This window comes from Pseudooceanicola nanhaiensis DSM 18065, assembly GCF_000688295.1.
Classification (GTDB): Bacteria; Pseudomonadota; Alphaproteobacteria; order Rhodobacterales; family Rhodobacteraceae; genus Pseudooceanicola; species Pseudooceanicola nanhaiensis.
In genome coordinates this window covers 1,195,540-1,210,630 of record NZ_JHZF01000013.1, presented here as the reverse complement: position 1 = coordinate 1,210,630, position 15,091 = coordinate 1,195,540, and the positions used below count along the sequence as shown (strand labels likewise).

The 15,091-nt window shown below is 67.9% G+C and carries 14 protein-coding genes; 4 read left to right on the top strand and 10 right to left on the bottom strand.

Annotated features, from left to right (window positions below):
• Positions 1-24: 24 nt before the first annotated feature.
• From Q344_RS0115935 to coxB, 9 genes are all read right to left on the bottom strand, one after another.
• A complete protein-coding gene (locus tag Q344_RS0115935) occupies positions 25-609 on the bottom strand; it encodes a GNAT family N-acetyltransferase (RefSeq protein ID WP_028287623.1) in 585 nt (194 codons plus the stop codon).
• Positions 609-1,871: a M16 family metallopeptidase gene (locus Q344_RS0115930; RefSeq protein ID WP_028287622.1), complete on the bottom strand. Its 1,263-nt coding sequence runs from the start codon at positions 1,869-1,871 to the stop codon at positions 609-611. The genes Q344_RS0115935 and Q344_RS0115930 overlap by 1 nt, the downstream gene beginning before the upstream one ends.
• Positions 1,868-3,256, bottom strand: coding sequence for a threonine synthase (gene thrC, locus Q344_RS0115925; protein ID WP_028287621.1), 1,389 nt, complete (start codon positions 3,254-3,256; stop codon positions 1,868-1,870). Before thrC ends, Q344_RS0115930 begins: the two co-directional genes overlap by 4 nt.
• Positions 3,253-3,933, bottom strand: a complete 681-nt coding sequence (locus Q344_RS0115920) for an SURF1 family protein (protein WP_028287620.1) — start codon at positions 3,931-3,933, stop codon at positions 3,253-3,255. Before Q344_RS0115920 ends, thrC begins: the two co-directional genes overlap by 4 nt.
• 89 nt (positions 3,934-4,022) lie before the next feature.
• The gene (locus Q344_RS0115915) at positions 4,023-4,823 is read right to left on the bottom strand and encodes a cytochrome c oxidase subunit 3 (RefSeq protein WP_028287619.1); all 801 of its coding nucleotides are present in this window, start codon (positions 4,821-4,823) and stop codon (positions 4,023-4,025) included.
• 22 nt (positions 4,824-4,845) lie between these two features.
• The gene (locus tag Q344_RS0115910; RefSeq protein ID WP_028287618.1) at positions 4,846-5,433 is read right to left on the bottom strand and encodes a cytochrome c oxidase assembly protein; all 588 of its coding nucleotides are present in this window, start codon (positions 5,431-5,433) and stop codon (positions 4,846-4,848) included.
• Entirely contained in the window at positions 5,430-5,615 is a 186-nt protein-coding gene (locus Q344_RS0115905; protein ID WP_028287617.1) for a hypothetical protein, read from the bottom strand. The genes Q344_RS0115910 and Q344_RS0115905 overlap by 4 nt, the downstream gene beginning before the upstream one ends.
• Positions 5,615-6,553, bottom strand: coding sequence for a heme o synthase (gene cyoE / locus Q344_RS0115900; RefSeq protein ID WP_028287616.1), 939 nt, complete (start codon positions 6,551-6,553; stop codon positions 5,615-5,617). The genes Q344_RS0115905 and cyoE overlap by 1 nt, the downstream gene beginning before the upstream one ends.
• A gap of 50 nt (positions 6,554-6,603) precedes the next feature.
• Positions 6,604-7,506 carry a cytochrome c oxidase subunit II gene (gene coxB, locus Q344_RS0115895; RefSeq protein ID WP_028287615.1) on the bottom strand — a complete coding sequence of 301 codons (903 nt, stop codon included), beginning with the start codon at positions 7,504-7,506 and terminating at the stop codon, positions 6,604-6,606.
• A gap of 179 nt (positions 7,507-7,685) precedes the next feature.
• On the opposite strand from coxB, the gene tldD reads away from it, so the two are divergent.
• On the top strand, positions 7,686-9,110 hold the full coding sequence (tldD, locus tag Q344_RS0115890; RefSeq protein WP_028287614.1) for a metalloprotease TldD: 1,425 nt from the start codon (positions 7,686-7,688) through the stop codon (positions 9,108-9,110).
• Positions 9,111-9,545: 435 nt separating this feature from the next.
• On the opposite strand, the gene Q344_RS24190 is transcribed toward tldD, so the two are convergent.
• Positions 9,546-10,184 (bottom strand): TetR/AcrR family transcriptional regulator, encoded by a 639-nt coding sequence (locus Q344_RS24190; protein ID WP_156954717.1) that lies wholly within the window; start codon positions 10,182-10,184, stop codon positions 9,546-9,548.
• 160 nt (positions 10,185-10,344) lie between these two features.
• On the opposite strand from Q344_RS24190, the gene dprA reads away from it, so the two are divergent.
• From dprA to Q344_RS0115870, 3 genes are all read left to right on the top strand, one after another.
• Positions 10,345-11,526: a DNA-processing protein DprA gene (dprA, locus tag Q344_RS24185; RefSeq protein ID WP_084178441.1), complete on the top strand. Its 1,182-nt coding sequence runs from the start codon at positions 10,345-10,347 to the stop codon at positions 11,524-11,526.
• 195 nt (positions 11,527-11,721) lie between these two features.
• Positions 11,722-14,358, top strand: a complete 2,637-nt coding sequence (gene topA / locus Q344_RS0115875; RefSeq protein ID WP_028287613.1) for a type I DNA topoisomerase — start codon at positions 11,722-11,724, stop codon at positions 14,356-14,358.
• A gap of 148 nt (positions 14,359-14,506) precedes the next feature.
• The gene (locus tag Q344_RS0115870) at positions 14,507-15,082 is read left to right on the top strand and encodes a L,D-transpeptidase (RefSeq protein WP_028287612.1); all 576 of its coding nucleotides are present in this window, start codon (positions 14,507-14,509) and stop codon (positions 15,080-15,082) included.
• The last annotated feature ends 9 nt before the right edge of the window (positions 15,083-15,091 follow it).

The window sequence follows — 15,091 nt, the reverse complement described above, 5'->3', positions numbered from 1 at the left end:
GGCTTGAGCCCGGCGCCGCCCGCCCTACCCGACATCCGTCTTCCCGCGCCGGTCCATCCGCAGCGCGGCATAGAGGACATGGGTCCGCCAGCGTCCGCCGATCTGCAGATAGCTCTGCGCCACCCCTTCATACTTGAAGCCGCAGCTCTCCAGCAGCGCGCGGGAGGGGGCGTTTTCGGGCAGGCAGGCGGCCTCGATCCGGCTCAGGTCGAGCCGGTGGAAAGCGTGGTGCACGACCGCGATGATGGCCTCGCGCATGTAGCCGCGGCGCGAGAAGCGTTCGCCGATCCAGTAGCCGAGCGTGCCGGATTGCGCCGGACCGCGGCGGATGTTGTCGAGGGTGATCGCCCCGAGCAGCGCATCGTCGTCGCGCCGGACGAGGAAGAGCGGCACCGCCGTCCCCGAGGAGACCGAGCGCTGCGCCCAGTAGACGCGGTTGGTGAAGGCCTTGCGGCTGAGGTGGTCGGTGGCCCAGGTCGGCTCCCACGGGACGAGGAACTCCTGGCTCTCGCGCCGCAGGTCGGACCAGCTCCGCCAGTCTCCGTGGACGGGCGGGCGCAGCGTCATGCGCTCGGTCTCGATCCTGACCCGCCGACGCGCGCCGAGCATCAGGCGGCGCGCCTTTCCTGCAATGCCTCCAGCCCGGGCGCATCGCCCGCCGGACCGTAGAGCGCCAGCGCCATCGGCGCCTCGACGGCCATCCGTTCCGCGAAGGACTTGATGTCGGCGACGGTGACCGCGTCGATCTTCTGCACCACCTCGTCGAGCTCGGGCACCCGGCCCCAGATCTGGAGCATCCGGGCCTGCCGCTCGGCGCGCGAGGACGGGCCTTCGAGCCCCATCAGCATCCCGGCCTTCATCTGGGCGCGGGCGCGGGCGACCTCTTCCTCGGTCATGTCCTCTGCGGCACGTTTCATCTCGTCGATCGTGATCTCGGCCAGGCCCTTGAGCTGTTCGCCATGGGTGCCGGCGTAGATCGTCATCATCCCGGTGTCGGAATAGGCGCCCGCCTGCGAGAAGATCGTGTAGCAGAGCCCGCGCTTCTCGCGGATCTCCTGGAACAGGCGCGAGGACATGCCGCCGCCGAGCGCGGTGGCGTAGATCTGCGCGGTGTAGGCGTCGGGCGAGCAGTAATCCGGGCTCTCGAAGGCCAGCGCGAAATGGGCCTGTTCGAGCTTCTTCACCTGCCGCACCTCGCCGCCGCGGAAGCGGGCGGGCGACACCACGTCCTGCCCCTGCGGGGCCATGTCACCGAAGAGCGCCTCGGCCAGCAGGACGATGGCGTCGTGATCGACCGCGCCGGTGGCCGAGAGGATCATCTGCTCGGGCCCGTAGTGCTGGCCGACGAATTCCGACAGGTCCGCGCGCGAGAAGGCCTTCACCCGTTCGGCCGGGCCGAGGATGGTGCGGCCAAGCGGCTGGTCGGGATAGGCCTGTTCCTGGAGCCAGTCGAAGATCACGTCGTCGGGGGTGTCGAGCGCCTGCCCGATCTCGGAGAGGATCACGCCGCGCTCCACCTCGATCTCCGAATCCTCGAAGGTCGGGTTCCGCAGGATGTCCGCGATCACGTCCAGTGCGAGGCCGACATCGTCCTTCAGCACCCGCGCGTAATAGGCCGTCACCTCGCGCGAGGTATAGGCGTTGATGTAGCCGCCGACGTCCTCGATCTCTTCGGCGATCTTCAGGGCGGACCGGGTCTTGGTCCCCTTGAAGGCCATGTGCTCGAGGAAATGGGCGATGCCGTTCTGCACCTCGGTCTCGTTGCGGCCACCGGCCGAGACCCAGATGCCGATGGCGGCGGATTGCAGGCCCGGCATCTCTTCGGTCACGATGCGGAAGCCGTTGGAAAGCGTGTGATACTGCGTCGTCAAGTCGTGCGCCGTTCTCGGATCAGGGATTGCAGGGCGGCGAGGTCGTTCTTTGCCTCCGTCACCCGTTCCGGTCGGTCATACAGGGAAGCCATGAAAGGGGGAAGCCCCGGGCGGTCGCCGGTCGCCTCTTCCACCGCGTCAGGGAACTTGGCCGGGTGCGCCGTCGCCAAGGTGATCATCGGGACCTCGGGATTGCGCATCTCCTCGGCCACCTTCACGCCGACCGCGGAATGGGGGCAGAGCACCTCTCCCGTCACCTCGGCGATGTGGCTGATCGTGGCCAGCGTCTCGTCCTCGGTGGCCATGCCGCTGTCGTAATCCTCGCGCAGCGCCTCCAGCGCGCCCTGGGAGACCTTGAAGCCGCCCGACTTCAGCTCCTCCATCAGCTGCGCCACCGCCGCCCCGTCGCGCCCGTAGGCGTCGAAGAGCGCGCGTTCGAAGTTGGAGCTGACCTGGATGTCCATCGACGGGCTGATCGAGGGGATCACCTTGTCGGTGCGGTATTCACCGGTCGTCATGCAGCGGTGCAGGATGTCGTTCTGGTTCGTCGCGATCACCAGCCGGTCGATGGGCAGGCCCATCCGCTTGGCGATGGAGCCCGCGAAGATGTCGCCGAAATTGCCCGTGGGCACGGTGAAGGACACGTTCCGGTGCGGCGCACCGAGCGAGACGGCGGAGGTGAAGTAATAGACCACCTGCGCCAGCACCCGCGCCCAGTTGATCGAGTTCACGCCCGCGAGCCCCACCTCGTCGCGGAAGGCGTGGTCGTTGAACATGTCCTTCAGCCGCGCCTGGCAATCGTCGAAATGCCCGTCGAGCGCGATGGCATGGACGTTCTCGGCATCGGGCGTCGTCATCTGGCGGCGCTGCACCTCGGACACCCGGCCGTGCGGGTAGAGGACGAAGACATCGACATTGTCGAGCCCCGCGAAGGCCTCGATCGCGGCCGAGCCGGTGTCGCCGGAGGTCGCGCCGACGATGGTCACCCGGTTGCCCGAGCGCGCCAGAGACGCCTGGAAGAGCTGGCCGATCAGCTGCATGGCGAAGTCCTTGAACGCCAGCGTCGGACCGTGGAAGAGCTCGAGCAGGAAGTGGTTGCTGTCGAGCTGCTTCAGGGGCGCGCGGGCGATGTGCTCGAACCCCTCGTAGGCGCGGCCGATGATCGAGCGGAATTCGCGGTCGTCGAAGGCGTCGCCGATGAAGGGCTTCATCACCCGGAAGGCCGCGTCCTCGTAGCTGAGACCCGCGAGCGCCGCGATGTCGTCCTCGGAGAAGGTCGGGATCTCCTCGGGCACGTAGAGGCCGCCGTCCCGGGCCAGCCCGGTCAGCATCGCTTCCTCGAAGCTCAGAACGGGCGCCTGCCCGCGGGTGGAGATGTATTTCACGCCGTGCCCCCTTCAGGTTTGCGCATGCGATAGACCAGAATCCCCGTCATCGCCAGCCAGATCGCGGCCAGCGAGAACCACGTGATCGCATAGCCGAGGTGATCGTTCGGAATGCCCGTGGTGTCGACCGGCCAGGGCGTGATGCCCGGAATGTCGTCGCCCGCGCGCCGGACGATCAGCACCGGCTCGGTGTCGAGCGTGGCGGCCATGGCGGGCACGTCGCGGGCGAACCAGAGCCGGCTGGACATGTCCGGATCCGGGGTGAAGCTGTCGCGCTCGTCCGGCCAGTGCAGGTTGCCGATCACCGCGATCCGGCCCGGCGGCAGGTCGGGCATCGCGGCGCCCTGCGGCACGAAGCCCAGATCGAGCAGCAGGCGCCGCTCCCCGGTCGCGAAGGGCACCACCAGCCGGTGGCCCGCGCCGACATTCTTGCGGCTGGTCAGGACCTGCAGCGGCCTGCCGTCGATCCGCCCCTCGACGGCGACCGGCAGGTACTGGTCGCGCTCGGCATCGGGAAGCTCGGGCAAGGCCACGGTCGCATCGGCGATGCGGCTCTCGATCGCGCGCAGGATCGCCTCCTTCTCGGCCAGCCGGTCGATCTGCCAGAAGCCGAGCCACAGCAGGACCGCGACCCCGCCAAGGCCGATCACGGCGATCATGAAGAGTTTGCGGGCCATGTCGTCTCCGTCAAAAGGGAAGGGGCGCGGGATCCTCCCCCGCGCCCCGGTCGTTCAGGCCGTAGGCCGGGCGTCAGCCCGGCGCGGGCTCAGCTGCCCCAGATGTAGATCACGCAGAACAGGAAGAGCCACACCACGTCGACGAAGTGCCAGTACCAGGCCGCCATCTCGAACCCGGTGTGGTCGGTCGGCGTGAAATGCCCGGCATAGACCCGCATCAGGCAGACGAAGAGGAAGATCGTCCCGATGATGACGTGGGCCCCGTGGAAGCCGGTCGCCATGAAGAAGGTCGCGCCGTAGATGTTGCCCGAGAAGCCGAAGGCCGCGTGGGAATATTCGTAGGCCTGGAAGAAGGTGAAGATCACGCCCAGAACGATCGCGAGGATCAGGCCCCATTTCACGTCCTGGCGGTTGTTCTCGTGCACCAGCGCGTGGTGCGCCCAGGTGCATGCCGCGCCCGAGCAGAGCAGGATCAGCGTGTTGATCAGCGGCAGGTGCCAGGGGTCGAAGGTCTCGATCCCCGCGGGCGGCCAGACGCCGTCGACCATCGGGCTGTCCGGCCCCATCGGGTAGAGCGCGTGCTTGAAGAAGGTCCAGAACCAGGCCGAGAAGAACATCACCTCGGACATGATGAAGAGGATGAAGCCGTATTTCAGGCCCAGCCGGACGACCGGCGTGTGATCGCCGGCGTTGTTCTCTGCGATGGTCTCGGCCCACCAGGCGAACATGACGTAGGCGGTCAGCGCGAAGCCGATCAGGAACATCCAGGGGCCGCTGTCATGGAACCACAGGACGGCACCGAACAGCATGATGAAGGCCGCGATCGCACCGAGGAACGGTTGGATCGACGGGGTCAGAATATGGTAGTCGTGGTTCTTTTCGTGCGCCATCTCGGTCCCTCGTTGGAGCCTCTCAGTTCAGTCCGGTCTTGCCCTCGGCATCCGCCCCGGCCGTACCGGCCGCGACATCCTGCTCTTCGGGCATCTCGGTTTCGTAGAATGTATAGGACAGGGTGATGCTCTTGATATACTTCGCATCGCGATCGTCGACCATCTCGGGATCGACGTAGAAGGTCACGGGCATCTCGACCCGCTCACCCGGCTGCAGCACCTGCATGGTGAAGCAGAAGCAGTCGATCTTGGTGAAGTAGTAGCCCGCGTCGTAGGGGGCCACGTTGTAGCTGGCCGTGCCCGCCACGGCCCGGTCGGTCGGGTTGTAGGCCTCGTAGAAGGCGATCCCCGTCTCGCCGATCCGCAGCTCGACCTCGCGCTGCACCGGCTTGAACTCCCAGGGCATGCCGGGGGCGGTGTTCGCGTCGAAGCGGACCTTGATCGTGCGGTCGAGCACCGTGTCGCTGCCCGCCTCGGCCACGTTGGTCACGCCGCCGAAGCCGGTCACCCGGCAGAACCAGTTGTAGAAGGGCACCGAGGCCCAGGCCAGCGCGCCCATGGTCACGACGGTGCCGACGGTCAGCAGAAGGGTCTTGGTCGTGCTCTTCATTGCGTCACCTCGGCGCCCGAAGCGGGCGCTTCGGCGCCCGGCATCTCGGAGAAATCGAGGTTCGAGACCTTCACGACGGTCAGCCCGAAGACCAGCGCCACGAAGGCCGCCAGCACCAGGCCGACGCCGCGGTTCATGCTGCGCTTGCGGCTGTGGATCTCGTGCTCTTCGCGGAATTGCATCACCATCCCCCCAGGCCCCAGGGCCGCAGAACGGCTTCGGCGAGGATCGCGCCGAAGTGCAGGAAGAGATAGAGCAGCGACAGCGCGAAGAACCGCTTCTCGACGCGGTACTTGTCGGCCTCGGCGGTTGCCTCGTCACGGCGCAGGATGTCCCATGCGCCCTTGATGAAGAGCAGGTTCAGCACCGTCGCCACCGCCAGGTAGAGCGGCCCGCCGATCGAGGTGAAGCCGATGCCGAGCGCCACGGGCGCGAGCAGCAGCGTGTAGACGAAGACATGGCGGCGGGTCGAGGTGCGGCCGTGGGTGACGGTCAGCATCGGCACGCCGGCCTTCTCGTAATCCGAATTCATGAACAGCGCGAGCGCCCAGAAGTGCGGCGGCGTCCACATGAAGGTCAGCGCGAACATCAGGACGGATTCGACCGAGATGCCGCCGGTCGCCACCGCCCAGCCGATCATCGGAGGGAAGGCGCCCGCGGCGCCGCCGATGACGATGTTCTGCGGCGTCCAGCGCTTGAGCCACATCGTGTAGATCACGGCGTAGAAGAAGATCGTGAAGGCCAGCAGCCCGGCCGCCAGCCAGTTCGCGGCGAGCCCCAGCATCAGCACCGAGGCGCCGGACAGCCCGAGCCCGAGCGCGAGCGCGTCACCGGGGGTGACGCGGCCGGTCGGGATGGGGCGCTTCGAGGTGCGCTTCATCACCGCGTCGATGTCGGCATCGTACCACATGTTCAGCGCGCCCGAGGCGCCGCCGCCGAGGGCGATGAACAGGATGGCGCAGAAGGCGACGAAGGGGTGCACCGGCACGGGCGCGGCGATCAGGCCGACGGCGGCGGTGAAGACAACCAGCGACATGACGCGCGGCTTCAGCAGCGCGACGAAATCGCCGAACTGCGCCTCGCCGTCCTGAACCTGCGTATTGATGCTTGCGTCGGTCATTTCCGGGGCCTTGATGGCGCGCGCCGGACGGGGCCGGCGCGGCGCGGGACTCAGTTGGTCAGGGCGACGTCTTCGACCTGAACGTATTCACCGGCATCCTGAATCGCGGCGAGCCAGGCGTCGTACTGGGCTTGGCTGACCACCTTCACCGCGATCGGCATGTAGGCGTGGTCCTTGCCGCAGAGCTCGGAGCACTGGCCGAAGAAGATGCCTTCCTCTTCCGCCTCGAACCACAGCTGCGCGATCCGGCCGGGCACGGCGTCCTGCTTCACCCCGAAGGCCGGAATGGTCCAGGAGTGGATCACGTCGGAGCCGGTCACGTCCATCACGACGACCCGGCCCACCGGGATGACCACGGCGTTGTCGACGGCCAGGAGGAACTCGTCCTCGTTGTAGCCAGCGTCCACCAGCTTCTGCACCATGGCGTCCGACTTGATGTAGGCGGTCGCGCCGGCGTCCTCGTCTTCCGAGGTCATCGTCGCGGGCTGGCCGATCATGTAGCTGTCGAAGGCCACGTCCTCGACATCGGTGTATTCATAGGACCAGTACCACTGATTGCCGGTCACCTTGATGTTGACCTCGCCCTCGGGGATCTCCTGCTGGTCGAAGAGGACCGGAAGGGAGAAGGCGCCGATGAAGACCAGGATCACGATCGGGATGATCGTCCATGCGACCTCGACCGGGGTGTTGTGCGTGAAGCTCGCCGGCTTCGGGTTCGCCCGGCTGTTGTAGCGCAGGATCACGATCGCCAGCAGCACGCAGACCAGGATCACGATCGCGGTGATGATGATGAGGATCATGTGATCCAGCCAGTGGATATCCCGCGCCAGCTTCGTCGCGGCTTCCTGGAAGCCGATCCCGCCCTCTTGGGGCTTGCCGACGGCGCCGTCCTGCGCGGCAACGGGTGCCGCGGTAGCGGCCAGAAGGGCGAAGAGGCTGAGTATGCGTCGCATGATGCACCCTGATGGTTGAGTGTTCGGCCACGGACCGGGCCCGACCGACCCTCCCCGCGTTGTTTGTCGCCGCTTAAAACCATATTCTTCCCAACACCACAATAATCGCGCTTGCGGCAAACGGACGCTTTTTTGATCCAGATCAACCGCAGACGCCGGGAAACCCGAGGTCAGAGCCCATGTCAGACAGCCCATTCCGCCCGTTCGAAACCCAGCTCGACGAGGCCCGGGCCCTTGCCCTGCTGCGCGAAGCGGTGGCTGGCGCCGACGACGGGGAGCTGTTTCTCGAGCGGCGGCGCTCGGAAGTGCTGGTGTTCGACGACGGTCGGGTAAAAACGGCGAGCTACGACGCCTCCGAGGGATTCGGCCTGCGCGCGGTGCGCGGAGAGGTCGCCGGATACGCCCATGCGACCGAGATCAGCGAATCCGCCCTGACCCGCGCGGTCGAGACGGCGCGGCTCGCCGTCGGTGACGGCGGCGGCACGATGGCGTCCCCGCCCCGGGCCACCAACCGCAAGCTCTACCAGGAGATCGACCCGATCGCCGGGGCCGCCTTCCCGGTGAAGGTCGAGACCCTGCGCGAGATCGACGCCTTCGCCCGCGACCTCGACCCGCGCGTCGTGCAGGTCTCGGCCACGATCATGGCCTCCTGCCAGGAGGTGGAGATCCTGCGCCCCGAGGGCGGGCTTGTCCGCGACCTGCGCCCGATGACGCGGGTGAACGTCTCGGTCATCGTCGAACAGGACGGCCGCCGGGAATCGGGCACCGCGGGCGGCGGCGGGCGTCTCGGTCTCGACGGGCTGCTCGAGCCCGCGGACTGGCAGGCGAAGGCGCGCGAGGCGCTCCGGATCGCGCTGGTGAACCTCGACGCGGAACCGGCACCCGCCGGCGTGATGGACGTGGTGCTCGGCCCCGGCTGGCCCGGCATCCTGCTGCACGAGGCCGTCGGTCACGGGCTGGAGGGCGACTTCAACCGCAAGAAGACCTCGGCCTTCGCGGGGCTTCTCGGGCAGCGGGTCGCCGCCCCCGGCGTGACGGTGCTGGACGACGGCACGATCCCGGACCGGCGCGGCTCGATCACCGTGGACGACGAAGGCACGCCCTCGGGCAGGAACGTCCTGATCGAGGACGGCATCCTCGTCGGCTACATGCAGGACCGGCAGAACGCCCGGCTCATGGGGGTCGAGCCGACGGGCAACGGGCGGCGCGAGAGCTATGCCCACGCCCCGATGCCGCGCATGACGAACACCTACATGCTGGGCGGCGAGGCCACCCGCGAGGAGGTCGTGGCCGAGCTGAAGGACGGCATCTACGCCGTGGGCTTCGGCGGCGGGCAGGTCGACATCACCAACGGCAAGTTCGTCTTCTCCTGCACCGAGGCTTATCGCGTGAAGAACGGCAAGGTCGGCGCCCCGGTGAAGGGCGCCACGCTGATCGGGGACGGGGCGACGGCGCTGCAGAAGATCCGCGCGCTCGGCAACGACATGGCGCTCGATCCGGGCATGGGCAATTGCGGCAAGGCGGGCCAGTGGGTGCCGGTCGGCGTCGGCCAGCCCACCGTGCTGATCGGCGGGCTGCGGGTTGGAGGATCGGCGACGGGATGACATCGCCGATCCCCCCGGCCGGCGGCACCGCCCCCGTCACCGCCGCGAAGCAGCGGATGGGTGTCGCCGGACCTGTTTGACGAGGGAATGGGGGGCTCCCCTCCGGAGGATGCGAAGCAGCGATCCTCCGGCAACGGAGGCGGAGCGCGCGCTATCGTCTGGCTCAAAAACCAACGCGACACTCCCCTAGCATACCGTTACCAATTCTGAAAAATGCTTTTGTCGTCAGTCCTTAGGTCAATGAATGACGCAAGGGCACACGACAGGGCGCGTCCTGTCAAACGGCAAAGCGCCTGATTTTCGGAATGACAGTCTTGCCCTCCCCCACCCCCTCGTGGGCCGATCGGAAAACCTTTCCCCTACGGAAACTTGCAGCCACGGATCCGGGGTTTCCCGCATAGGTTGCGGCAAATCCTGTCGAAATGAAAGTGCGCCTCACGCGGTCGGTCTGCCAAAGACCTTGACCCGCGCGGCGCCGTCGCTGCTTTCCGCGCAATAGGACCGAATCAGCCGGTCCATCGCCCGCCGGGAAATCACCCTGTGCGATTCGTCGTAGCCGAGCGCGGCCACCATCTTCCAGTGACCGTACATCAGGCAGACGAAGAGCCACGACAGCTCCTCCGCGCCCTGCTGGTCCAGGTCGGGGTACTGCACCGCGAATTCGTGGGCGAGGACCTGCCCGATCATCCGGTACTGCTCGCCGAGGCGCAGCTTGAGCTCGGGCGAGCTGGCGGTGAGCGACATCATCGCATCGTAGACCTTGTCGTCGCGCGGCTTCGGCGTGCCGTCCAGCAGGTCGAAATAGAAATCCAGGAAGGCGTCCACCCGCGCGGCGCCCTGCAGGCTGCCCGCCGTCGAGATCAGAACGTCCCGGTAGATCGACGCGATCATGTCGCAGAGATCGAGCATCAGCTCGTCCGGCTCGGGGTAGTGATACCGGATCAGCTGGCGCGTCAGCCCCGCATGTTCGGCGATCACGTCGTAGGACATGTGCGGCAAGCCACGCTCCTGCAGCGCCTCGAAAGCGCCCCTGACGATCTGCTGCCGCCGGTCCTGTCCCGATGCTGGCGCCATGCCTCCCCCGTGATATGTCCGCCCCCTGCGCAACAATGCGCAACCGGGCGCTCCGCTTCAAGCCCGATGCACGGGGTCGTCAAGTGACCGTTAACCAAGCCATTCATCCTTGGTTAACCGGCACGGGATAGAAGTGATTCTGCAAGCAGGCGGAGCCACGATGGTCGAGGATTATCATCCTTCCACTCACCCCCCACTCCCACCCACCGAGGAAGATGGTCGGCTGTCGTGGCTTCGTCTCTTGCGCTCACGACGGGTCGGCATCGCAACCTTCTACCGGCTGATCGCCGAACACGGCTCGGCCGAGGCCGCACTCGAGGCGCTGCCCGGCATCGCCGCCGCAGCGGGCGTGGCGGGCTATGCCCCCTGCCCCGAAGGCGTCGCCCGGGCCGAACTGCGGGCCGGCAGGGACGCCGGGGCGCGGCTCGTCTGCGTCGGCGGGCCCGGCTACCCGCAGGATCTTCTCGACCTCGACGATCCGCCGCCGCTTCTCTGGATCAAGGGCAATCCCGCCGCGCTCGATGCCCCCCGGATCGCCGTGGTCGGGGCCCGCAACGCCTCCTCGCTCGGCACCCGCATGGCGCGGGCGCTGGCCGCCGAGCTCGCCGCCGAGGGCTACGTGATCGTCTCGGGCCTCGCGCGGGGGGTCGATGCCGCGGCCCATTCGGCGGTGCTGGACCACGGGACCATCGCCGTCATGGCCGGCGGCGTCGACATGCTCTACCCGGCCGAGAACGCCGCGCTTGCGGAGGCCCTGCTCGACAAGGGGCTGCGGCTGTCCGAACAGCCGATGGGACTCCAGCCGCAGGCCCGGCACTTCCCGCACCGCAACCGGCTCGTCTCGGGCCTCGCCCGCGCCGTCGTGGTGATCGAGGCGGCGGGCCGGTCCGGATCCCTGATCACCGCCCGCGCCGCACTCGACCAGGGGCGCGAGGTGATGGCAGTGCCCGGCCACCCGATGGACGGGCGCAGCGCCGGGTGCAACATGCTGATCCGCGACGGCGCGCGGCTGGTGCGCAACGCCGCCGACGTGATCGAGGCGCTGCCGCCACGGGACGCGCCCGTGCCCCAGCCGCGCCTCCCGCTCGAAGCGATCCCCGCCCCGCCGCCCGAAAGGCGCAGCCTGCAGGAAACCGCGGCGCTGCACGGCGCCATCCTGTCGCGGCTCTCTCCCTCGCCGCTCGCCGAGGACCAGCTGATCCGCGATCTCGGCGCCCCCGCGCGCGAAGTGACGCCGGTGCTGGTCGACCTCGAGCTGTCGGGCGAGGTCGAACGCCAGGCGGGCGGGCTGCTGTCGCTGCGGACGAGGGCGCCCCAGGCCTCGGGCGCCGGGCATTCCTGACGCCGCCCGGCCCGCCGCCGCACCCCTCCTCGGCCCCCCGATCCCGGCCCCGGCGCAGAGGTCCCCCGCGAACGCCCAACGGTTGACCGCCGGCCCTCCATCGCCCGGTCCGGGCCGGGGGCCGCATTGACAACGGCCCGTCAAACCCCACATGGTCCGCCGCCAACGCGCAATTCCCTGAGGAAAGGACGCCGAATGCCCGTCGTCGTGGTGGAATCCCCGGCCAAAGCCAAGACTATCAACAAATATCTCGGCCCCGATTACACCGTTCTGGCCTCCTATGGTCATGTCCGCGACCTGCCTCCGAAGGACGGCTCCGTCGATACCGAGCATGAATTCGACATGAAATGGGAGATCGCGGCGGACAGTCGCAAGCACGTGAAGGCGATCGCCGACGCGCTCAAGGACGACAACGCCCTGATCCTCGCCACCGACCCCGACCGCGAGGGGGAGGCGATCTCGTGGCACCTCGAAGAGGCGCTGAGAAACCGCAAGGCGATCCGCAAGGACACGCCGGTTTCCCGCGTCGTCTTCAACGCGATCACCAAGACCGCCGTCACCGAGGCGATGAAGAACCCGCGCCAGGTCGATGCGCCGCTGGTGGAGGCCTACCTCGCCCGCCGCGCGCTCGACTACCTCGTGGGCTTCAACCTGAGCCCGGTGCTCTGGCGCAAGCTCCCCGGCGCGAAATCGGCCGGACGCGTGCAGTCGGTCTGCCTGCGCCTCATCGTCGAGCGCGAAATGGAGATCGAGGCGTTCCGGCCGCGTGAATACTGGTCGGTGAAGGCCATCCTCTCGACCCCGAGGGGCCAGGAATACGAGGCCCGGCTGACGGTGCTCGCGGGCAAGAAGCTCGACCGGTACGACATCTCGAACGAGACGCAGGCCGACCTCGCCGTGCAGGCCGTCACCTCGCGCGAGCTGACGGTGAAGTCGGTCGAGGCGAAACCGACCTCGCGCAACCCCTCCCCGCCCTTCATGACCTCGACCCTCCAGCAGGAGGCAAGCCGCAAGTTCGGCATGGGCGCCCGCCAGACCATGAGCGCGGCGCAGCGGCTCTACGAGGCCGGGCACATCACCTACATGCGGACCGACGGCATCGACATGGCGCCCGAGGCGGTGCAGGCCGCCCGCGCCGCGATCAAGGACCGCTACGGCGAGAAATACGTGCCGGACTCCCCCCGGACCTACAAGAACAAGGCCAAGAACGCGCAGGAAGCGCACGAGTGCATCCGGCCCACCGAGATGGACAAGGACGTCGCCGCGCTGAAGATCCAGGACGCGGACCAGCGCAAGCTCTACGACCTGATCTGGAAACGGACGCTGGCCTGCCAGATGGCGGGCGCCCGGCTGGAGCGGACGACGGTCGACGTGGGCTCGGCCGACGGGCAGGTCGAGCTGCGCGCGACCGGGCAGGTCGTGCTCTTCGACGGGTTCATGAAGGTCTACGAGGAAGGCCGCGACGACGTGGTCGTCGATGACGACGACAAGCGCCTGCCGCAGATCTCCGAAGGCGAGGCCGCGAAGAAGGGCACGATCACGCCCGAGCAGCACTTCACCCAGCCCCCGCCGCGCTACACCGAGGCGACGCTGGTCAAGAAGATGGAAGAGCTCGGGATCGGGCGCCCGTCGACCTATGCGTCGATCGTCACGACGATCCAGGACCGGGGCTATGTCCGCAAGGACAAGAACCGCCTGATCGCCGAGGACAAGGGGCGGCTGGTGACGGCGTTCCTCGAGAACTACTTCCGCCGCTACGTCGAATACGACTTCACCGCCGGGCTGGAGGAAGAGCTCGACGACGTCTCCGCCGGCGACCGCGATTACAAGGACGTGCTGGCCCGCTTCTGGCGCGATTTCTCGGCGGCCATCGCCGAGACGTCGGAGCTGCGGATCACCGAGGTGCTCCAGAAGATCAACGAGGTGCTCGAGCCGCATCTCTTCCCGCCGACCGAGGACGGATCGGACCCGCGCGCCTGCCCGAACTGCGGCAACGGCCGGCTCTCGATGCGCACGGCCCGATCGGGCGGCGCCTTCATCGGCTGCTCGAACTACCCCGAATGCCGCTACACCCGCCCCTTCGGCCCGCCCGACGCGGAAGCGGAGGCGAGCGCCATCCCGCCCGAGGGCAAGCTTCTGGGCGAGGACGAGGGCGACGAGATCCGCATCTTCAAGGGCCGGTTCGGGCCCTATGTCCAGCGCGGCGCGGTGACGGAAGAGAACAAGAAACCGCCGCGCCAGTCGGTGCCGAAGGAATGGCCCGCCGAGGAGATCACGCTGGAACAGGCCGTGCGCCTGCTGGTGCTCCCGCGGCTGATCGGCCCGCACCCGGAGGACGGGGTGAACGTCTGGGCCAACATCGGGCGCTACGGCCCCTACCTGAAGCATGCCGAGAGCACCTCGGACCGGGGTGGCACCAATGCCAACCTCGAAACGATCGAGGATGTCTGGACCGTGGGCATGAACCGCGCCGTGCAGCTCCTGGCCGAGAAGGTGGCGAGCCGGGGCGGCCGCGGCAAGGCCGCTACTCCCATCCACGAGCTGGGGGAGCACCCCGATGCGGGCGGCATGGTCGCGATCTACGACGGCAAGTACGGGCCCTACGTGAAGTGGGAGAAGCTGAACGCGACGATCCCCGACACGGTGAAGCCCGAGGACGTGACCATGGAGCAGGCGGTCGAGCTGCTGGCCGAACGTGCCGCCAAGGCGGGCAAGAAGGCCCCCGCCAAGAAGACCGCGGCCAAGAAGGCGCCGGCGAAGAAGGCGGCCGCCAAGAAAGCCCCCGCCAAGAAGGCCGCGCCGAAGAAGACATCCGACCGCAAGGCCGGCTGAACCAGCGGGGCGGGTGCAAACCCGCCCTTGCGCGGAAGCGGTCACAGCTTACGCAGTCGTGATTGGCTTCTCCCGGCCGGCTCGGACAAGGTCTGCGCGCAGGCAATCCTGGCCGACCAATCAGTCAAAACAACCGGAGATCCGAGCCATGACCCGTTTCCCCCGTCGTCTCTTCCTGGCCGCAACCGGGGCGAGCCTCTTCACGCCCGCGCTTCTGCGGGCCAACGAGTCGGAGGATGGCTTCCGCGATCTGGAATCCGGGGTGCGGCGCAACGTGTCCTCCTTCCGCCGACAGGACTGGCGCGAGCATTTCGACCAGCTGGGCAAGGCGGCCATCGTCGCGGACACCACCTCGCGCGCGCTGCATTTCTGGTCCGGCGACGGCACCGATTACCGCATCTTCCCGACCTCCGTCCCGATGACCGACGAGCTGACCAAGCGCGGCTACACCGAGGTCGTGCGCAAGAAGGTCGGCCCCGACTGGACCCCGACCCCCTCGATGGTCGAGCGCAATCCCGAGCTGAAGTACATGCCGCCGGGCCCGGACAACCCGCTGGGCACCCATGCGATGTACCTCTCGTGGCCCGCCTACCTGATCCATGGCACCCATGACACGCGCAAGATCGGGCGGCGCTCCTCGGACGGCTGCATCGGGCTCTACAATTTCGCCATCGAAGAGCTCTTCGCGATCACGCCGATCGGCACGCAGGTCCGCATCATCTGACCCCACGCG

What these genes read in the sequence shown, in the direction of transcription:
- Q344_RS0115935 (WP_028287623.1), bottom strand. Translation starts at nt 609, where the DNA reads ATGCTCGGCGCGCGTCGGCGGGTCAGGATCGAGACCGAGCGCATGACG.
- Q344_RS0115920 (WP_028287620.1), bottom strand. Translation starts at nt 3,933, where the DNA reads ATGGCCCGCAAACTCTTCATGATCGCCGTGATCGGCCTTGGCGGGGTC.
- Q344_RS0115915 (WP_028287619.1), bottom strand. Translation starts at nt 4,823, where the DNA reads ATGGCGCACGAAAAGAACCACGACTACCATATTCTGACCCCGTCGATC.
- Q344_RS0115910 (WP_028287618.1), bottom strand. Translation starts at nt 5,433, where the DNA reads ATGAAGAGCACGACCAAGACCCTTCTGCTGACCGTCGGCACCGTCGTG.
- Q344_RS0115905 (WP_028287617.1), bottom strand. Translation starts at nt 5,615, where the DNA reads ATGCAATTCCGCGAAGAGCACGAGATCCACAGCCGCAAGCGCAGCATG.
- cyoE (WP_028287616.1), bottom strand. Translation starts at nt 6,553, where the DNA reads ATGACCGACGCAAGCATCAATACGCAGGTTCAGGACGGCGAGGCGCAG.
- coxB (WP_028287615.1), bottom strand. Translation starts at nt 7,506, where the DNA reads ATGCGACGCATACTCAGCCTCTTCGCCCTTCTGGCCGCTACCGCGGCA.
- tldD (WP_028287614.1), top strand. Translation starts at nt 7,686, where the DNA reads ATGTCAGACAGCCCATTCCGCCCGTTCGAAACCCAGCTCGACGAGGCC.
- Q344_RS24190 (WP_156954717.1), bottom strand. Translation starts at nt 10,184, where the DNA reads ATGGCGCCAGCATCGGGACAGGACCGGCGGCAGCAGATCGTCAGGGGC.
- dprA (WP_084178441.1), top strand. Translation starts at nt 10,345, where the DNA reads ATGGTCGAGGATTATCATCCTTCCACTCACCCCCCACTCCCACCCACC.
- topA (WP_028287613.1), top strand. Translation starts at nt 11,722, where the DNA reads ATGCCCGTCGTCGTGGTGGAATCCCCGGCCAAAGCCAAGACTATCAAC.
- Q344_RS0115870 (WP_028287612.1), top strand. Translation starts at nt 14,507, where the DNA reads ATGACCCGTTTCCCCCGTCGTCTCTTCCTGGCCGCAACCGGGGCGAGC.